This window comes from Roseococcus suduntuyensis (genome assembly GCF_014196305.1).
GTDB lineage: Bacteria > Pseudomonadota > Alphaproteobacteria > Acetobacterales > Acetobacteraceae > Roseococcus > Roseococcus suduntuyensis.
Map to the genome: position 1 here is coordinate 62,120 of NZ_JACIDJ010000004.1, position 18,429 is coordinate 80,548.

Here is an 18,429-nt window from a genome sequence, read left to right on the forward strand (position 1 = left end):
CGGGTTCACCGCCCCGGCGGGCCAGACGCCGCTGTCAGAACCGCCCCTGCAACCTGAGCTGCACCACCGTCTCATCCCAATTCGCCGACTTGTCGTACTGGAACCCGGCGCCGAGGTTGATCCGCGGCGTGATCGCGTAATCAATATTCCCCCGCAGCCCCGCGATGAAGTTCTGCTGGCTCTGCCCCGGATAGCGGCTGATCAGCGTCGCCGTCGCATCCTGCGCCGCCGCCGCGATCAACTGGTTCTGCAGGAAGCGGTTGTTGGGGAACACGTCGCTCGGGTTCTCGCGCCACACCGCGAAGCCCGCCGTGCCGCCGAGGCGATAGGTGAAGTCCCCCGCCCGCCCGCGATAATCCACCGGGATATTGGCCGCGAAGAAGCTCTGCGGGCTGTAGTAGCCGCCATGGCCCAGCGTGAAGAAGCGCAGGTTCCGCTGGTAGCCGAAATAGACCAGGTCGCCGCCCACCGTCAGCTCGCCGCCCTCGCTGCGGAGGATGGGGTAGGAAATGCCCGCCCCCGCCTCGACGCGCGTGTTGCGCGCCACCTCCTGCCCCTCGAAGATCGAATAGCCGCCGCCGACATAGGCGAAGCCCGGTCCCACCGGGATTTCCACCTGCGCGCGGCCCCCGGTGCGGACCACCATGCCGAAGTCCCGCCCCGCCAGCCGGTCGCGCTGCCCGGCCCAGGAGAGCAGGCTGTCCTGCACCGACCGCCGCTCGCCCACCACGCGCACCCGCACGCCGCCGATCTGCGGCGCGAGTTCCACGCCGCCCAGGATGGTCGCGCGCGGAAAGCCGATGGGCGAGGAGGTCACATCCGCCCGCAGCCAGTCATCCCGCCGATAGGCCACGCCCACATTCACGCCCGCCGCATTGCTGCGCGGCGTGCCCGCCCCCGCCCCCAGCAGCGGGTTGCCGCCGAAGCGGATGCGCGTGGCCACATCGGTGCCCAGCGTGCCGGAATCCAGCGAAACCCCCGTCATCCGCGCCGTCAGCCGCCCGCCGATGCCCGGCGGCGTGATCTCCGCCTCGACGGGCGCGATGACGGATTGCATGCGGTCCAGCCCCGCGCTGCCCGAACGCTGGCGGAAGCTGGGCGTGGCGGTGACGATGAAGCCCGTCTCCCGCTCCAGGCTGGCCAGTTCGGTCGCGATCTCGCGTGAGACGCGGTCCTGCGGCACGCCCGGCGCGGGCGTGCTGGTGGCCACCGCGCCCGCGCGCGCGAAGGGGTTGGGCAGCATGGCCGGCGGCAGGCCGGGGGTGCCCGGCACCACCTGGAAGCCGAGCTCCGCGCGCCGCGCCTCGGCCGCCTGTTCCAGGGCGCGGCGGGCGCGGGCCTCGTTGTTGGTGGCGCGGGCATAGCGCGCCTCCAGCACGGACATGCGGCTGTCGCGCGGGTGAAGGCGCAGGCCTTCGGTCACCAGCGCCTCGGCGCGGTTGAAGTCGCGCAGGGCCACGGCGGCATCGAGTGCGGCTTGCCGCGCGTCGAGGCTGCGCGGGTTGCGGGCGAGGATGCCGTCGGCGATGCGCAGCGCCTCGGCCGGTTCGCGCGCCCCCTGGTGCAGGCGGGCCAGCGCCAGCCGGGCCTCGGTGTTGTCCGGGTCGCGTTGCAGCACGGGGCGGAGTTGCTCGAAGGCCTGGGCCTGGTTGCCCTCGTTGTTCAGCCGGTCGGAGGCACGGATGGCCGCGCCCGATCGCAGCGAGGCGATGTCGCGCCGCTGCTCGGCCGTCACGCGGCCCTGCTCGATCTGGTCGGCCAGCGCCAGCGCCTCGGCATCGAGCCCGGCGGTCAGCAGCGCGCCCGCGATGGCGAGCCGCGGCGTGGCGCCGGCGGCGCGGTTGGCCGCCTCGCCCACGCGCGCCGCCTCGGCCGCGCCGAAGCGGTCATTGGAATCGGCGAAGGCGCGGATGACGGCGGCGGCGGTCGCACCCGTCGGGTCCGGCCGGGCGGCCAGCGTCACAAGCTGCACCCGCGCTTCGGGCGCGCTGCGCGCAAGGCCCTGGGCCGCGCGCTGCACGTCGCGCTGGGCGCGGATGCCGGTGGCCAGACGCCCCATGTCGGCGCTGCGCTGCGCGGGCGGGATGCGGTTGAGGAAGCCCTCCGCCTCGGTCAACCGGCCCTCCTCATCGGCGAGCAAAGCGGCGGCGAAGAGGTCGTCGCGGCCACCGCGCCGCGCGGCCAGCTCCTCCATCAGCGCCCGGCCCTCGATGGCGCGGCCCTGGCGGCGCAGCACCCGCGCGAGATCCAGGCGCAGCCAAGTGTCGTCGGGGGCGAGTTGCACGGCCTGGCGCAGCAGGGCGGCGGCGACGCCCGCATCGGTGGCGCGGGCGGCCTCGGCGCGCAGGCGCCCGGCCTCGCCGGGGGTGGTGGCGGGGCCGGCGCCCTCGCCGCCGCCGGCGGTGCGCGGCAGCGCGATGCCCGGGCGCCCCTGGCCACGCAGGGCCGCGTTCAGCCCGACCTGGGCGGGGGCGAAGGCGGGGCGGCGGGCGAGTGCCGCGCGGTAGCGTTGCTCGGCCGCCTCGAAGTCGCGGCGGCGCAGCGCGATGTCGCCCAGCAGCACCTCGATGTCCGTGCGGTCCTCGACGGTGCGGCGGGCGGCGCTGCGGGCGATCTCATCGGCCTCGTCCAGATTGCCGCGGTTCAGCGCGGCGCGCCCGGCGGCCAGCTCCAGCCCATAGGCGGCGCCGTCCAGCGCGGGCTGCCATTGCGTGGCGCGCGAGGGGTCGGCGGCCACGGCCTGTTCCAGCAGGCGCCGCGCCTCGGCGGCGCGCCCCTCGCGCAGGCGCACGATGCCGAGCCCGCCCAGCGCATCCGCATCGTTGGGGTTGGTGGCGAGGATGCTCTCGAAGCGCCGCGCGGCATCCGTGGCGGCGCCGGCCTCCAGGCGCTGGAAGGCCTCCTGGCGTGCCTCGGCCGTGGGGTCGGGGCGCGGGATGGCGGCAAGGGACCGCCGCAGTTCCGCATCGGCGGGAAAGCGCTGGAGATAGGCCTGGGTGGCGTCCACGAAGGCGGCGTCGCCCGCGCTCCAGACCAGGGCCTGGCGCCAGGCGGCGCGCGCTTCGGCCGCCACCTCGGGGTTGTCGGCCAGGGGCACGAGGCGGCGGATGCCCTCGGCGCGGGTGCCGGGCTGGAAGGTCAGGGTCTGGGCGGCGGCGAGGCGCACGCGCGGCGAGGCATCGGGCCGGTCGGCCAGGGTCTCCAGGCCGCGCCGCCCCTCGGCGGCACCGGCCCGGGTGGCGGCCAGCGCCTGGAAATACTCCTGGGCGAAGGGGGGCGTGGGGCCCTGCGCGCCGAAGATGGCGCGGTAGCGGGCGACGGCCTCCTCCGCGCGGCCGGCGCGGGCCAGGGCGCGCGCCTCCTCGATGGCGTTGCGGTCAATGGCGGCGCCACGAACGGCCTGTTCGGCGGCCCGGGTCTGCTCGGGCGTGGCACCCGCGTCGCGCAGGCGCTGGGTGAAGGCGGCCGCACCGGCCTGGTTGCCGCGCGCGGCCTCGATGCGGGCGGAAAGCGCCAGCGCCTCGGCATTGCGGGGGTCGGCGGCGAGCGCCCGCTGCACCGCGGCCGCGGCCTGCTCGTTCTGTTCGAGGGAAAGCCAGCGTTCGGCCTGGCGCAGCAGGATGTCCACGGCGCGCGAGGCACCGGCCTCCGCCGCCACGCCATTGGTGACCGGCGGCACGGCCTGCGCCAGACCCGAGGCCGGCACCAGCACGGCGCCGCCCAGCAGCAAAGTGGCCCGCAGCCTACGCATCACATCCCCCCGGCGCCGAGCCACGGCCCGCGCGTTCGGCCTCGGCCATCCCCATGGCAAAGCCGGACCGCAGGATAACGGCCGTGCCCCCGCTTCGCCACCATCAACTGCGGCTTCTGAGGCGCGTCACCTCGCGCCGCCGCAGGATCCAGTAGACCGGCAGGCCCAGCAGCGCGCCCACGGCCAGCAACAGCAGCAAAGCCCGTTCGGGACGGTCGCCCAGCCAGATCTGCGGCAGCAGCCACCAGGGGGCCTCGCCCACATGATAGGGCGCCATGGTGCGGAAGGATTGCAGCGTGCCCCCCGTCAGCACCGCGGTGTCGCCCTGGATGGCCGGCGCCAGCACCGGGTCGCGCAGGGCTTGCACCATCTGCGCGACGGCCGCCGGCGTGGCGCCCGTGATGGCCACGACGGAACGCCCGGATTGCAGCGGGCTCTCCGCGCCCAGCACCGCGCCGAACCCCTCGCCCAGCGTGCCGAGGGCGGCCGAGGCGCGGCTGCGTTCGTCGCGCGAGGGCGCGCTGAGCACCAGCGCCCGCGCCTCCTGGAAGGCGTCCGGCAGGGCGATGGACAGGCGCTCGCCCTCCACGCGCACCGGCGCGTCGCGCAGCAAGGTGGTCAGCGCGGGCTGGCGCCCCAGCGCGCCGATCACCAGCAGGTCCCGCGCGGCGGCGGAGGCGAGCTGCGGCGGGGTGACCACCTGCAGCCCCGTGGCCGCGATGCCCGTGATGGCCGAAAGCTGGCCGATGGCGTCGAGGAAGGCCCCCTGCTCCACCGTGCTCGCGCGCTCGGGCAGCACGGCGGCGGTGCCCGAGAGGTCCGCCATGCGGGTGAAGGGGAAGCCCGCGCTCGCGAAGAAGCCGAGATTGGGCATCTGCGCGAAGCGATGGATGCGGCGCAGGTCTATGGTGCTGTCAGGCTCCAGCGCCGCGCGCACCTGGGCCGGGATGTCCACGCATTCGCCGCGGTTCATGGGGCGCATGTCGAAGCGCAATTGCAGCTCGTCCCGGCCCAGCAGCAGGTAGGGCGGGATGATGGCGCGGCCGCTGCGCCGCGCGGTGTCGAAGCCCAGCAATTCCCAGAACGGGTCGGTGGCCCAGCGCGTCGGAATCCAGGGCTCCGGGTCCGCCAGCCGGAAGGAGCGCAGGTAGGAGCCCGAGACCGACACATCGAGCCGCGAGGACGAGACATCAATGATGGGCCCCTCCGGCGCGCGGAAAGAGAGGTCCACCGGGAAGCCGCGCCCGCGGAAGGTCAGGATGTCGGGCGAAGTGCGCAGCGGCACGCGGATGGCGCCGGTGGAGAAACCGGTCGCCTGCAGGGCATCCCGCTCCACGAGCGAGCCCAGCATCAGCGGCTGGTCGGTGCGGACCCAGCGCGGGCTGTCATAGGGCTGGCGCGGCGGGATGGTGGGGGCGACGACGCGCGCCATCTCCCCCGCCAGCGTGCCGCGCGCGGCGACCAGGGCGAGGGCCGCCGGGACCAGTTCGGCCTCGCTGCGCCCGCCCAGCACCAGCAGGGTGCCGAAGGGGTCGTCCGGGTGGGGCAGCATGGCGAGCGTCGGCCCGTCCATGCGCGGCATGGTCAGCCCCGGCACGGCATCGGGCCCGGTGGCGAGGATGATGGCATCGCCCTCGCGCGGCAGCGCGCGGCCCACGGGGAAGGTGGCGCCGCGATAATCGGCCTGCACCGCGAACCAGGAGGCGGCGATGCCCGCGGCCCGCAGCGCGGAGGGGCCTGCACCCTCCGGGATGACCACGGGAATGGTCACCTGGCCTTGCAGCACGCGGCGGTCGAACAGCGGCTCGGGCAGGCGGGAGAGGTCGCGCTGGGGCGGCAGCCGCTCGATGCGCATCCGCATGGTCGAGAGGTCGGACACATTGGCCCAGAGCAGGCCCGAATTGGGGTCGTTGCACTCGTTGGTGTAGCGGCCGGAGAAGCGGAAGTTCAGCCGGTTGATCTCGGAGAAGAACAGCGGGTCCAGCGGGAATTCCAGCGGGCCGAAGGCCTGGCGCGCGGCATCTATCGGAATGGCGCCCACCGCCTGCTCGTTCAGCGTCACCGCCACCTGGCTCAGCGAGGGGATGAGCGAGGGCGAGGCGGCACCCGAGACGATCAGGCTCGCCTCCGTCACCACCTCGTCGGCGCGCAGGCCGAACAGCACGCCCTGCAGATCCTGGATGCCGCGCAGCTGCATGGGGCCGGTCAGACCCAGGTCGCGCAGGGTGCGCGTCACCACCCGCGCGCCGCTGGGCGGGGGCGGCAGGCCAAGGGTAGGGCCCAGCGGCGGCGCCAGGATGGGCGCGGGCTCCGGCAGCGGCGCCGGCGCCAGCAGGGGAGCGGGGGCCACCAGGGGCGGCGGCGGCTCGGGCGCGGGCTGGGCCTGGGCGGGCGCGGGGGCACGCTGCGCGGGGCGCGGCTGCTGCGCGAAGGCGCCACCCGCGCCCAGCAGCAGAAGCAGGCCGGTGAGGCCCGCCACCACCCGCGCACCCGCGGTCACCACCGTGGCGGTACCCGGGGCCTGCGGCCGGCGCGGGGCCAGCACGCCCGAGGCACGCGCCTCGACGGCGGGCTTGGCCACCTCGGGCGGGACCGGCTTGTGGCCCACCCGCACGCGGCCGAAGCGATACTTGTTGAACACCACATCGGCCGTGGCCGCGACCACGTTCGCCAGCGAGCGCAGCGGGCGGTCCTGCGGCCACTTGTCCCAGTAGAGCCAGGCATCGGCGCGGCCGAAGAAGGCGCGGACCACGTTGGATTCATCCTGCAGGTCCTCGACGAGGAATTGCAGGTAGGCGTCATTGCCCTCCCAGCGCACCACCGTGGCCTTCAAGGGAATTTCCTCGCCGCCCGAATGCAGCAGCAGCTCCACCCGGTCCCCATCGGCCAGGCCAAGGGGGCGGTCGAGGCGCAGCCGCGCGCCGGAGAGCGAGAGGTCCTGCGTCATGGAGGGCAGGCGCGTGCCGTCGGCCAGCACCAGCTCGCCCGGCACATGGGCGGCCACGCGCGCGCGCAGGCGCGACTGCTCGCGCTCCCGCCCCACCGCCACGCCGGCCGAAAGCGGCACCAGCGCCAGGCCCGCCCAGATGGTGTTCAGCAGGTAGGCGCGCGCCTCCAGGCTGCCGCTCTCGGCCAGGATGTAGCCCACCAGACCAATGACGAAGCCGATGCCCACCAGCACCAGCAGGATGAGGTTCGCCAGCACCGCCTGCACGTCGAGATAGCCTTCGTCGAGGGTGCCGCCCTTGTCGGTCACGTTGAACTTTCCCTTCCTGGGGTCGAGCAGGGTGAGGATGGTGACCGGGACGAGCTGCGCCGCGAGCGAGGCCTCGTAGATCTCCGACCAGAAGGAATGCCGGTGCGGCCCGTTCAGCCGCGCCGTGGTGGCGATGGCGTGGAAGATATGCCCCCCCGCATAGGCGATGATGGCGAGCGGCGAGGCCGCGATCACGCTCTCGCCCAAAAACAGGAAGACCAGCGGCGAGGTGAGGAAGACGATGCGCGGAATGGCGAACATGAAGCCGAACTGCGCGATGAAATAGCAGAGCCGCTGCATCATGGTCAGGCCGCGGGCGAAGAGCGTGTTCTCGATCCGCATGATCTGGAGCATGCCGCGCGCCCAGCGCATCCGCTGGCCGATGTGCAGCGCGAGGCGCTCCGTCGCCAGGCCCGAGGCCAGGGGGATGCGGATATAGGCCGTGTCCCAGCCCTTCTGCTGCATGCGGAAGGCGGTGTGGGCATCTTCCGTGACGGTCTCGTGGGCCACACCGCCCACCTCCTCCAGCGCGGAGCGGCGGATGACGGCGCAGGAGCCGCAGAAGAAGGCGGCGTTCCAGAGGTCGTTGCCCGGCTGGATCAGGCCGTAGAACAGCAGGCCCTCATTGGGCACGGCGCGCTTGCGGGCGAGGTTCCGCTCGAAGGGGTCGGGGCTGTAGAAGTGGTGCGGCGTCTGCACCATGGAAAGCTTCTTGTCCCGCACCAGCCAGCCGAGTGTCAGCTGGAGGAAGGCGCGCGTGGGCGCGTGGTCGCAGTCGAAGATCGCGATGAACTCGCCCGGCGTGTGCTTCATCGCGTGGTTGAGGTTGCCGGCCTTCGCCCCCTTGTTGTCGGGGCGGATGATGTAGCCGCAGCCAACTTCTTCCGCGAAGTCGCGAAAGGCGGGGCGGCGGCCGTCATCCAGGATCCAGACGTTCAGCTTGTCACGCGGGTAGTCCATGTTCATGGCGGCCAGCACGGTGGGCCGCACGAGGTCCAGGTCCTCGTTGTAGGTGGGGATATAGACATCCACCATCGGCCAGCTGTCCACGTCGCGCGGGAGCGGCACGGGCTTGCGGTCCAGCGGATAGGTGGTCTGGATGTAGGACAGCGCCATCAGCAGCCCCGCGAAGACCTCCGCGAGAAACAGCAGGGAGCCGAAGATGGTCTGCAGGAAGGTCTCGAACTCCAGCGTCTCGGTGGCCCGCCAGTAGAGGTAGCGGCTGGTGATGGTGACCGAGAGCATCACCAGGATGACGCTGACCAGGCGCGACTTGTTGCGGTTCAGCAGCAGGAAGACGCCGATGCCCGCCACCGTCAGCCAGGCCTGGGCGGCAGCACCCATGGGAAGGGTGATGAAGACGAGGGCCAGCAGCAGGCCCAGCGCGCCCGAGGCGCCGCGCAGCAGGCGCATCTTGCGGTCGGGGGGGGCGGGGAAGCTCATGCCCGGCCCCAGGGGGTGCCGTTCGGTGGGGCGGCGCCGTAGCCGGGCGCGCCATGACCCGGTGCCGCGGTGCGCAGCCGCTTGGCCAGCGCCTCGGTCAGCACCAGCAGGTCCTCGCCCGCGCCGGGCTCGCCCTCCAGCAGCATGCGCCGGTCGGCCAGGGCCTCGGCCACGCCGAGATCACGGCAGACCACGCCCAGGAAGCGCGGCCCGAGGGCATTCTGGGCCATGTCCAACACCGCCTCGCTCAATGGATTTCCGTTCTCCACCTGGTTCAGCACCATCACCGCGCGCTCACCCACGCGGGCGGCGAGCGTGCCGCGGCCCAGGATGCGGTTGCTCGCGATCTGCGGAATGACGGCCGCACTCCCGGCATCGGCCAGCAGCACCATGACCAGGATGTCCGTCAGCGCGGAGATGGCGGCCAGCGCCGGGTTGGGGCCGGGCGGGCTGTCCACGATGACGACGAGGCCCGGCACCGCCAGCATCTCGCGCAACGGTTCGGCCAGCAATTCGGGGCTGGTGGTCAGCGCCTGCGCGACCCCCATGGCCCGCACGGCATCGCCCGGGCCGAAGGGCAGGACGCGCACGCCGGATTCCGTCTGCACCAGGCATTCGCGCCAATTGGGCCGCTGGGCGATATGGGCGGTGAAGGCGGCGGGCTCCCAGAGCGGCAGGCCCAGATGCAGGCGCAGCGCGTTCTGCGGGTCGAGGTCCAGCGCCACGACGGGCAGGCCGGCGCGCGCCAGCAGCGCGGCCACATGCGCGGCCAGCGTGGTCTTGCCCACTCCCCCTTTTGGGGATGCGAAGGTGATCAGAGGCATCAGCCGGTCATGCCGGAGGGTCGCGCCGCCCAGGGGGCGCAAAAGGGGCGACGGGCGGGGTGCGGCCGGCCAGCTCCGCATGGACATCCTGCAGCAGGGCGTAGCTGCGGGTGCCGGCGGGGCGCGGCGGCGGCGGGGGTGGCGGGGCGAGGCCCTGCAACTCCGCCAGGCGGCGCAGCCGTGGCGCCTCGGGCAGGGCGGCGGGGGCGAAGGGGTCGGGCCAGGCGGCGGGCGGCGCTGCCACAGGCGCGGGAGTGGCCGCGGACGGCGGCGCCAGGGGCGCCGGAGCGGCGGCATGCGCCGCCAGGGGCGCGGGAGCGGCGGCGTGCGCCGCCTGGGGCGCCTGAGTGGCAGGCAGCGACAGCGCGGGGGATGGGCTGGGCGCGGTGTCGGCCCGCGCGGCCGGCACCACGAAGGCCGGGGCCGGGCTGGAAGGCGGCGGGGCGGTGAAGCTTGGCGCGGAGGGCTGCGGCGCGAAGAGTCCCCCGCCGGCAATGCTGTCCGAGGACGAGGCAGGCGCCCCGGCCGGCAGGGCCGTGACGCCGAAGCGGGGCAGGCCATCGGCGAAGCGGGCGGGCGCGGCAGGTGGGGAGGGTGCCGCGGCCGGCATGGTGGGCGTGGCCTGGACCACATCCGGCGGCCGCGCGGCTTCCGGCGCCGGAGGTGGAACAGGGGCCGCCACCGGTGTCAGGTCCGGAATGAGGGCCGGCGCTGGCGCCTCCTTGACCACCGGACGCGGGCGCGTCTCGAAGAGCACGGGCGGGAAGCTCAAATAGCGGAACGCTCTGAGGCCCACATCCGCCACGACATTGCCGATCTCACGCTCCACGCCCGCCTGTCGCCCCCTACCAACACCATGCCCGTGCCGCGGGCCATGCCGTCCGCGGCCTCTCAACCTCCGCCCGAACGATAGGCGCCATTACGTCTGGCGCAACTCACACCCGCTGCCTCTCTCGTGGCGACAATAACATGAAAATGCGTGATGGGCACCGAGTCGCGTGCGTAACCTTCAGAACAAGCCCTCTATGCGGCCCTCCGCGTCCAGGCGGATGCTCTCGGCCGCCGGCACGCGCGGCAGGCCCGGCATGGTCATCACATCGCCGCAGATCGCCACCACGAAGCCCGCCCCGGCCGAGAGCCGCACATCGCGCACCGGCAGCACATGGCCCTCGGGCGCACCCAGCGCGGTGGGGTCGGCGCTGAAGGAATATTGCGTCTTGGCGATGCAGACGGGCACCTGGCGGAAGCCCTGCGCCTCGAAGCGCGCCAGCTTCGCCCGCACCGCGTCCGGGATCGCCACCTCCCGCGCGCGGTAGATCTCGCGGGCGATGGTGCCGATCTTGTCGGCAAGCGGCATGTCGTCGGGATAGAGCGGCGTAAAGCGTGCCTCGCCGGCCGCGATGCGGCGCATCACCGCCTCGGCCAGCTTCACCGCGCCGGCCGCGCCATCCGCCCAATGGGTGCAGAGGATGGCCTCCACGCCGAGGGCCGACATCGCCTCCTGCACGGCCTGGATTTCGGCCGCCGTGTCGCCATTGAAGCGGTTCAGCGCCACCACGGGCGGCAGGCCGAACTTGCGCATGTTCTCGACATGGCGGGCGAGGTTCACCACGCCGCGCTTCACCGCCGGCACATCCTCATGCCCCAGCGCCGATTTCGCGACACCGCCATGCATCTTGAGCGCGCGCACGGTGGCCACCACCACGCAGGCATCGGGGGCGAGGCCCGCCAAGCGGCACTTGATGTCGAGGAATTTTTCCGCCCCCAGGTCGGCGCCGAAGCCCGCCTCCGTCACCACCACATCCGCGAGGTGCAAGCCAAGCTTCGTCGCCACCACGCTGTTGCAGCCATGGGCGATGTTGGCGAAGGGCCCGCCATGCACCAGCGCGGGGCTGCCCGCCAGCGTCTGCACCAGGTTGGGCGCGAAGGCGTCGCGCAGCAGCACCGCCATGGCGCCATCGGCCTTGAGGTCGGCCGCCGTCACGGATTTCCCCTCGCGCGTCTGCGCCACGATGATGCGGCCCAGGCGCTGCTGGAGGTCATCCAGGTCATGCGCGAGGCAGAAGGCCGCCATCACCTCCGAGGCGACGACGATGTCGAACCCGTCCTCGCGCGGAAAGCCGTTCGCCGTGCCGCCCAGCGAGCCCACCACCGAACGCAGCGCGCGGTCGTTCATGTCCAGCGCGCGCCGCCAGGTGATCCGCCGCGCGTCAATGCCCAGCGCGTTGCCCCAGTAGATGTGGTTGTCCAGCATCGCGGCCAGCAGGTTGTTGGCGGCGGTGATGGCGTGGAAATCCCCGGTGAAATGGAGGTTGATGTCCTCCATCGGCACCACCTGCGCGTGGCCGCCGCCCGTGGCCCCGCCCTTCACGCCGAAGCAGGGGCCGAGCGAAGGCTCGCGCAGGCAGATCATGGCGCGCTGGCCGATATGGTTCAGCGCATCGCCCAGACCGACCGTGGTGGTGGACTTGCCCTCGCCCGCGGGCGTCGGGTTGATGCCCGTGACCAGCACCAGCTTGCCCAGTGGCCGTTCGGCCCGCACGCGACCCACGAAATCCAGGCCCACCTTGGCCTTGAACTTCCCATAGGGTTCCAGCGCCTCCTCCGGGATGCCGGCGGCGGCCGCGATGCGCGTGATGGGCGCGAGGGTGGCCGCGCGGGCGATCTCGAGGTCTATGGACATTCCGGATGCTTCTCCCTGGGTTGGGGCGCTAATGGCGCCACGCGGCGCGAGGGGCAAGACCCGGGGCGCGGCGACGGCACCGGGAAGCGCGCGTAATTCCACCGTATTATTCTGTTATTTATCGTGGAATTTACCCGGCTCTGGCCTTAAATTTGCGTCCTGTGGCGCGTATATACTTACGAAGAATCTGCAACGCCGCGCGCACAAACCCCGCGCCCAGGGAGACCAGCCCATGAGCCTCCAATACGGAATGCCCCTCACCCTCGGCCAGGTCGCGCCCGATTTCGAGGCCGAGACCACCGAAGGCCGCATCCGCTTCAGCGACTGGGCGCGCGATGCCTGGGTGGTGATCTTCTCCCACCCCAAGGATTTCACCCCCGTCTGCACCACCGAACTCGGCGAGGCCGCGCGCCTCAAACCCGAATTCGACAAGCGCGGCGTGAAGGTCATCGGCCTCTCGGTGGACCCGCTGGACCGCCACGCCGCCTGGGCCGAGGACATCGCCGACACCCAGGGCCATGCGCTGAACTTCCCCATGATCGCGGACCCCTCGCGCCATGTCTCGCAGCTCTACGGCATGATCCACCCGGAGGCCGACCCCTCCGTCACGGTCCGCACCGTCTATGTGCTGGACCCCGCGCGGAAGGTGCGGCTCACGCTGACCTACCCGCCCAGCACCGGCCGCAACTTCCACGAGGTGCTGCGCGTCATCGACAGCCTGCAGCTGACCGACCGCGCGAAGGTCGCGACACCGGTGAACTGGCAGCCTGGCGGGGACGCCATCATCCTCCCCTCCATCCCCGACGAGGACGCGAAGGCCCGCTTCCCCCAGGGCTGGAAGGCCGAGCGGCCCTATCTGCGCTGGGTGAAGGTGGACTGACGCGCGCGAACCGCCAAACCCGTTGATTCACATCAAAGTCCAGCTCCCTTCCCGGGCGTAGTGCTCGGGCGCGGCGGGATGCCGCGATAGGGAGTTTGGACATGCGTGGTTTGGGATGGCTGGCCGGTGCGGCGCTGTTGGCGACGACGGGTCTGGCGGGGGCGCAGGAGGTGCGCGGCCTGCGCGCCGGCGACTTCATGGTGGGCTTCGGCGCCGTGGGCGTCCTGCCCACCAATGGCGGCAGCGTGGGCGTGATCGGCGGCCGCCCGGAGGCGACCAACAGCGCGAGCCCGCTGCTCGACTTCACCTATTTCGTGACGCCCAACTTCTCGGCGAACCTCATCGCGGCCACCACGCGGCATGACATCCGGGTGCGGAACTCCGCGCTGGGCGATGTCAGCCTCGGCCATGTCTGGGCGCTGCCGCCCACCCTGACGGTGCAATACCACCCGATGCCCACTTCGCGCTTCAGCCCCTATGTGGGCCTGGGCCTGAACGCCACCTGGTTCTACGGGCATGGCGGCAGCCGGGCGGGCGCGGTGAACCGCGTGCGGGTGCAGCCGAGCGTGGGCGTGGCCCCCAGCATCGGCTTCAACTACGAGATCTCGCCCAACTGGGTCGCGAACCTCGACCTGAAGTGGATCATGATACAGCCCGATGTCAGCGTGAACAGCGGCACCATCCGCGCGCGGGCGGACATCAACCCCTTCGTGCTGGGGGCGACGCTGCGCTACCGGTTCTAGTAGCGCGGACCAACTATGCGGCGGCGGGCAGCTTGCCCATCGCCGCCAGGGTCTCGGCGATGGCGGCCACCGCGCGGTCCATCTCCGCCAGCCCCACATCGCCGATGGCGCCGACGCGGAAGGTCGGCGCCTCGGTCGTGTAGTAGGCGCTGATGTTCACGCCGCGCGCCTTCAGCGCCCCCACGAAGCCATGGAAATCCATGCCGTCCGGCTGGTGGAAGGTGACGACCACCGGCCCCTGCTCGGCCTGGTTCAGGTAGGGCCGCAGGCCCAGCGCGCACAGCCCCGCATAAAGCCGCGCCGCATTGGCCCGGTAGCGCGTGAGCCGCTGCGCGGGCCCGCCCTCCGCATCCAGCCGGTCCAGCGCCACTTCCAGCGCCCGCAGCGTCTGCACCGGCCCGGTGAAGCGCAGGCTGCCCCAGCCGCTGCGCCTGGCCTGGGCCAGCACGTCCGAGAGATCGAGGCTCCAGGACCCCGCCTGCCCCGCGCATTCCTCGGTGCGGTCCATGCGCGCCACCGCGAAGGCGAAGCCCGGCACGCTCTCCAGGCACTTGTTCGAGGTGAACACCACCGCGTCCATCTCGGGCTGGGCCGCGAGGTCCATGGGCAGCGCGCCGAAGGCCGAGACCGCGTCCACGATCATCCGCCGGCCCGCCGCGCGCACCACGGCGCCGATCACGGCGGGGTCGTTCACGATGCCGCTGCCCGTCTCGCTCTGCACCATGGCGAGGTGCGTCGCCTCCGGGTGGGCGTCCAGCGCGGCCGCCACCGCCCCGGGGGTGATGGCGTGGGTGTCCTCAGCCGGCAGCTCGACCACCACGCGCCCCGCCTCGCGTGCCAGCCGCGCGATCCGCACCGCGTATTCCCCGTTCATCGGCACCAGGATGGTGGCACCCGGCGCCACATAGGTGCGGATGGCGGCCTCCAGGATCATGTGGCCGGAGCCCTGCAACGGCAGGGTGGCGTGCACCCCCTCCACGCCGCCCGCGATGTCCCGCAGCCGCTCGCGCAGGCTGGTGTAGAAGGGGCGGAACTCCGCATCCCAGGGGGCGATGTCCTCGTCCATGGCGGCGCGCACCGAGGGGTGGGTCTGGACGGGGCCGGGGGTGAGCAGGAGCATGTCGGGCATTTCCTGCCCTTGCCTGGAATCGGCGCCGGCGAAAAGGGGTTTTGCCCTGCTTCCGGCGCGGTGCTGGCCACCCTACCCTGCGCGCCATGGCAGGAACACGCACCACCGCGATCATCGTCGCCTCGGCGCTGTTCATGCAGAACCTCGACAGTTCGGCCGTCGTCACCGCACTCCCCGCCATGGCGCGGGATCTGAACGAGGACCCGGCGCGGCTGGGCGTGGCCATCACCTCCTACCTGGTGGCGCTGACGGTCTTCATCCCGGTCAGCGGCTATGTGGCGGACCGCTTCGGGGCGAAGCGCGTCTTCCTGATGGCCATCCTGCTGTTCGGCACGGCGTCCGCCGCCTGCGGCTTCGCGAACAACCTGGGCGAGCTGGTGGCCGCGCGCATCTTCCAGGGCATGGCGGGGGCCATGATGGTGCCCGTGGGGCGCCTGCTGCTGCTCAGCGGCATCCGCAAGGACGAGATGCTGACCGCCATGGCCTGGCTGACCATGCCCGCCATGCTGGGCCCCATCACCGGCCCGCCCCTGGGCGGCATCATGACGGACCTCTTCGGCTGGCGCAGCGTATTCTGGCTGAACGTGCCGGTGGCGCTGGTGGGCTTCGCGCTGGTGGCCTGGAAGATCACCCCCCTGCCCGCGCAGAATCCGGGCCCGCCCGACATCAAGGGCCTGGTGCTGGTGGGCGGCGCGCTGGCCACCCTCATGGCGGGGTTCGAGACGGTGGGCCGCGGCGTGCTGCCCGCCGGGATGCCGGCGGCCCTGCTGGTCCTGGGCGGCGTGGTCGCGCTTCTGGCGCTGCGCCATTGCCGCCGCGCGCAGAGGCCGGCCATTGACCTCACGCTGCTGCGCTTCCCCTCCTTCCACCACGCGACGCTGGCGGGCAGCCTGTTCCGCGCGGGCGCCGGCGGCGTGCCCTTCCTGGTGCCGCTGCTGCTGCAACTGGGCTTCGGCTGGAGCGCCACCCAGGCGGGGCTGGTGGCCTTCGCCACGGCCTTGGGCGCCTTCGCCATGAAGCCGCTGGCCCGGCCCGTGCTGCGGCGCTGGGGCTTCCGCAACGTGCTGGCGGTGAATGGGCTGCTGGCGGCGGCGGGGGTGGCGGTGGGCGCCGCCTTCTCGCCCGCCTGGCCGGTGGCGGCGCTGTTCGTGGCCCTCGCACTTGGCGGGCTGTTCCGCTCGCTGCAATTCACCTCGCTGAACACGCTGGCCTTCGCGGACATCCCGCGCGAGCGGCTGAGCGCGGGCACCAGCTTCTATGGCACCGCCCAGCAATTGCCGCCGGCCATCGGCGTGGTCATCGCCTCCACCGCGCTGGAGGTCAGCCAGCACCTGGCGGGCCGCGACGCGCTGGCGGTGGCGGACTTCACCACGGCCTTCCTGGTGGCGGGGCTGGTGGTGGCCAGCGCGGCACCGCTGGCGCTGCGCCTGCCGCGCGATGTGGGGGCGGAGGTCAGCGGCAAGCGATGAACCGGCGCATCGCCTTGAGCCCGGGGCGGCGGCTGATGGGCGACCTATCCGCCGCCTCGCGCGCCGTGCCGCGCTTTCTCATCCGCGGGAAGCTCAGCATTCCGCGCGCGCGGGCCGCCCGCGCGGCGCTGCCGGCGCCCCGCCCGCCCTGGACCACGCTCTTCGCCAAGGCCTTCGCCATGACGGCCCAGCAGCACGCGCCGCTGCGCCGGGTGCATGCCAGCCTGCCCTGGCCGCACCTGATCGAGGCGCCGCACGCCCAGGGCTGCGTCATGGTGGAGGCGCGGGAGGGAGAGGAGACCCTGCTCGCCCCCGCCCGCCTGTTCCGCGCGCATGACGCGCCCCTGCCGGACCTGGCCCAGCGACTCGCCGCGGTGAAATCCAGCCCGCGCGAAGCGAGCGCCGCGCTGCGCTGGATGCTCATGGCCGGGCGCCTCCCCTGGCCGCTGCGGCGCGCGGGCTATGCGCTGGCCATGGGCCTCGGCTGGCCCGTGCTGCGGCTGGGCGGCAACTACGCCATCTCCGTGCTGGGCGAGCATGGCGTGGACGTCATGGACAGCGTCAGCATCGTGCCCGTCTTCCTCAGCTTCGGCCCCATCGCGCCCGATGGCGGCGTGACCGTGCATTTCGCCATGGACCACCGGGTGCTGGACGGGTCGGACGCCATCCGCGCCATGGCCGCCATGCAGGAGGCGCTGGAAGGACCCATCGCCGACGAGCTGGCCGCCCTGGACGCGCCCCCGCCACGGGATTAGCCACTCCCCGCGCCGCCCTTTTGGCGGCCTGGAGTTCCGCCTGATGTCCGCCCCGGACCTGATCCCGCCGCGCCCCGCCTTGCCCGCCCGCTTCCCCGGCCCCTGGGCGATGATCCGCACCTCGGCGCAGGATTTGCTGCGCTTCTTTCCCGAGACGGGCTTCCGCCACCGCCTGATCCCCATCCGCACCCTGCGGCAGCGCACCCTGGTGGTGAACGAGCCGGATCTGGTGCGCCACGTCTTCATCCTCCGCGCGGCCGACTACGAGGCGAAAAGCCGGCATTTCCGCTCCGCCGTCTCGCCCGTGCTGGGCGACAGCATGTTCGGCAACCACGGAACCCTCTGGGCCGAGCGGCGCGCGGTGGTGATGAAGCTGCTGCACCCGGCGCGGACGGCGGGCTTCTTCCCCCTCTTCGTGCAGGGGGCGGAGGAGGTGGCGGCACGCTGGCGCGGGCAGGTGGATGTCTCGGCGGAGCTGGCGGGCACCACCGCGCTCGCCGTCATGCGCGCGCTGTTCCCGCGCACCGGCACCGAGGACGCCGCGCGGCGCATCGCCTCCAGCTTCGCCGAATACGAGCAATCCGTGCTGGCGGTGGATTTCGCGCACCTGATGGGCCTGCCGGACCGCCTCTCGGGCTTCCAGCTGCGCGGCGCGATGCGCCATGCGCGCGACATCCGCGCCACCATCGCCGCCTGCATCGCCGCCGCCGACCCGGAGGAGGGCGGGCTGTTTGCCGAGATGCGCGCGGCCCTCGCCCCGGATGGCGCCCCCCTGCTGGACGCCGAGGATCTGGTCAACGAACTGGGCATGATGCTGCTGGCGGGCAGCGAGACCTCGGCCAATGCGCTCTCCTGGTCGCTCTACCTCATCGCCCGCCACCCGCCCACGCTGGAACGCCTGCGTGCCGAACACGCCGCGGTGCTGGGCGGCCGCGCGCCGGACCACACGGACCTGCCCCGCCTGCCCTTCACCAAGGCCGTGACGCAGGAGGCGATGCGCCTCTACCCCCCCGTGCCCTATCTCTCGCGCGAGGCGGCGAAGGCCGACCGCATCGGCCAGGTGACGGTGCGCGCGGGGGACACCGTCATGGCCCTGCCCTGGCTGCTGCACCGCCATGAGCAGCTGTGGGACGCACCGCACGCCTTCCGCCCCGAGCGCTTCCTGCCCGACGCGCCGCGCAAGCCGCCGCGCTTCGGCTACATCCCCTTCTCGCTGGGGCCCCGGATTTGCGCCGGCGCCGCCTTCGCCCAGGCCGAGATGACGGCCTTCCTGGCCATCCTGCTGCAGCGCCTCGACTTCGCCGTGCCGGAGAGCACGCGCCCCATGCCGCGCGCGCGCCTCAGCGTGCGGCCGCGGGGCGGGATGACGCTTTCCGTCACCCCGCGCTGAGGCCCTCGCGCCGCGCCGCTTTCATGCCATGCTGGGGGGAACCGGGGGACGCCTCCCCGGGGGCGTCCGATCGGCTTCGGTGACATCGCCGAGGCCGTGAATCAGC

11 protein-coding genes are annotated in these 18,429 nt (G+C 72.8%); 5 read left to right on the plus strand and 6 right to left on the minus strand.

The features are described from left to right. Positions 1-34: 34 nt before the first annotated feature. From GGQ83_RS12495 to GGQ83_RS12515, 5 genes are all read right to left on the minus strand, one after another. On the minus strand, positions 35-3,751 hold the full coding sequence (locus tag GGQ83_RS12495; protein WP_184384496.1) for a cellulose synthase subunit BcsC-related outer membrane protein: 3,717 nt from the start codon (positions 3,749-3,751) through the stop codon (positions 35-37). 103 nt (positions 3,752-3,854) lie between these two features. After that, entirely contained in the window at positions 3,855-8,450 is a 4,596-nt protein-coding gene (gene bcsA, locus GGQ83_RS12500) for a UDP-forming cellulose synthase catalytic subunit (protein ID WP_184384498.1), read from the minus strand. After that, entirely contained in the window at positions 8,447-9,274 is an 828-nt protein-coding gene (locus GGQ83_RS12505; protein WP_184384500.1) for a nucleotide-binding protein, read from the minus strand. The genes bcsA and GGQ83_RS12505 overlap by 4 nt, the downstream gene beginning before the upstream one ends. A 7-nt stretch (positions 9,275-9,281) precedes the next feature. Next, positions 9,282-10,103 carry a hypothetical protein gene (locus tag GGQ83_RS12510; RefSeq protein WP_184384501.1) on the minus strand — a complete coding sequence of 274 codons (822 nt, stop codon included), beginning with the start codon at positions 10,101-10,103 and terminating at the stop codon, positions 9,282-9,284. Positions 10,104-10,283: 180 nt separating this feature from the next. Continuing rightward, complete coding sequence (locus tag GGQ83_RS12515) at positions 10,284-11,957, minus strand: formate--tetrahydrofolate ligase (protein ID WP_184384502.1); 1,674 nt, start codon at positions 11,955-11,957, stop codon at positions 10,284-10,286. Positions 11,958-12,207: 250 nt separating this feature from the next. Here GGQ83_RS12515 and GGQ83_RS12520 point away from each other — a divergent pair, with 250 nt between their 5' ends. Both GGQ83_RS12520 and GGQ83_RS12525 read left to right on the plus strand, forming a co-directional pair. Continuing rightward, on the plus strand, positions 12,208-12,837 hold the full coding sequence (locus GGQ83_RS12520; protein ID WP_184384937.1) for a peroxiredoxin: 630 nt from the start codon (positions 12,208-12,210) through the stop codon (positions 12,835-12,837). 101 nt (positions 12,838-12,938) lie between these two features. Continuing rightward, positions 12,939-13,580 carry an OmpW/AlkL family protein gene (locus tag GGQ83_RS12525; protein ID WP_184384504.1) on the plus strand — a complete coding sequence of 214 codons (642 nt, stop codon included), beginning with the start codon at positions 12,939-12,941 and terminating at the stop codon, positions 13,578-13,580. Positions 13,581-13,593: 13 nt separating this feature from the next. On the opposite strand, the gene GGQ83_RS12530 is transcribed toward GGQ83_RS12525, so the two are convergent. Continuing rightward, complete coding sequence (locus tag GGQ83_RS12530) at positions 13,594-14,700, minus strand: 2-aminoethylphosphonate--pyruvate transaminase (protein WP_184384506.1); 1,107 nt, start codon at positions 14,698-14,700, stop codon at positions 13,594-13,596. A gap of 95 nt (positions 14,701-14,795) precedes the next feature. Between GGQ83_RS12530 and GGQ83_RS12535 the strand changes: the two genes are divergently transcribed. The 3 genes from GGQ83_RS12535 to GGQ83_RS12545 are packed head-to-tail and all read left to right on the plus strand — an operon-like array spanning position 14,796 to position 18,323. After that, complete coding sequence (locus GGQ83_RS12535) at positions 14,796-16,178, plus strand: MFS transporter (RefSeq protein WP_184384508.1); 1,383 nt, start codon at positions 14,796-14,798, stop codon at positions 16,176-16,178. 35 nt (positions 16,179-16,213) lie between these two features. Continuing rightward, on the plus strand, positions 16,214-16,933 hold the full coding sequence (locus GGQ83_RS12540; RefSeq protein ID WP_184384510.1) for a 2-oxo acid dehydrogenase subunit E2: 720 nt from the start codon (positions 16,214-16,216) through the stop codon (positions 16,931-16,933). A gap of 43 nt (positions 16,934-16,976) precedes the next feature. Then, complete coding sequence (locus GGQ83_RS12545; RefSeq protein ID WP_184384512.1) at positions 16,977-18,323, plus strand: cytochrome P450; 1,347 nt, start codon at positions 16,977-16,979, stop codon at positions 18,321-18,323. The last annotated feature ends 106 nt before the right edge of the window (positions 18,324-18,429 follow it).

What these genes read in the sequence shown, in the direction of transcription:
- GGQ83_RS12495 (WP_184384496.1), bottom strand. Translation starts at nt 3,751, where the DNA reads ATGCGTAGGCTGCGGGCCACTTTGCTGCTGGGCGGCGCCGTGCTGGTG.
- bcsA (WP_184384498.1), bottom strand. Translation starts at nt 8,450, where the DNA reads ATGAGCTTCCCCGCCCCCCCCGACCGCAAGATGCGCCTGCTGCGCGGC.
- GGQ83_RS12505 (WP_184384500.1), bottom strand. Translation starts at nt 9,274, where the DNA reads ATGCCTCTGATCACCTTCGCATCCCCAAAAGGGGGAGTGGGCAAGACC.
- GGQ83_RS12515 (WP_184384502.1), bottom strand. Translation starts at nt 11,957, where the DNA reads ATGTCCATAGACCTCGAGATCGCCCGCGCGGCCACCCTCGCGCCCATC.
- GGQ83_RS12520 (WP_184384937.1), top strand. Translation starts at nt 12,208, where the DNA reads ATGCCCCTCACCCTCGGCCAGGTCGCGCCCGATTTCGAGGCCGAGACC.
- GGQ83_RS12525 (WP_184384504.1), top strand. Translation starts at nt 12,939, where the DNA reads ATGCGTGGTTTGGGATGGCTGGCCGGTGCGGCGCTGTTGGCGACGACG.
- GGQ83_RS12530 (WP_184384506.1), bottom strand. Translation starts at nt 14,700, where the DNA reads ATGCTCCTGCTCACCCCCGGCCCCGTCCAGACCCACCCCTCGGTGCGC.
- GGQ83_RS12535 (WP_184384508.1), top strand. Translation starts at nt 14,796, where the DNA reads ATGGCAGGAACACGCACCACCGCGATCATCGTCGCCTCGGCGCTGTTC.
- GGQ83_RS12540 (WP_184384510.1), top strand. Translation starts at nt 16,214, where the DNA reads ATGGGCGACCTATCCGCCGCCTCGCGCGCCGTGCCGCGCTTTCTCATC.
- GGQ83_RS12545 (WP_184384512.1), top strand. Translation starts at nt 16,977, where the DNA reads ATGTCCGCCCCGGACCTGATCCCGCCGCGCCCCGCCTTGCCCGCCCGC.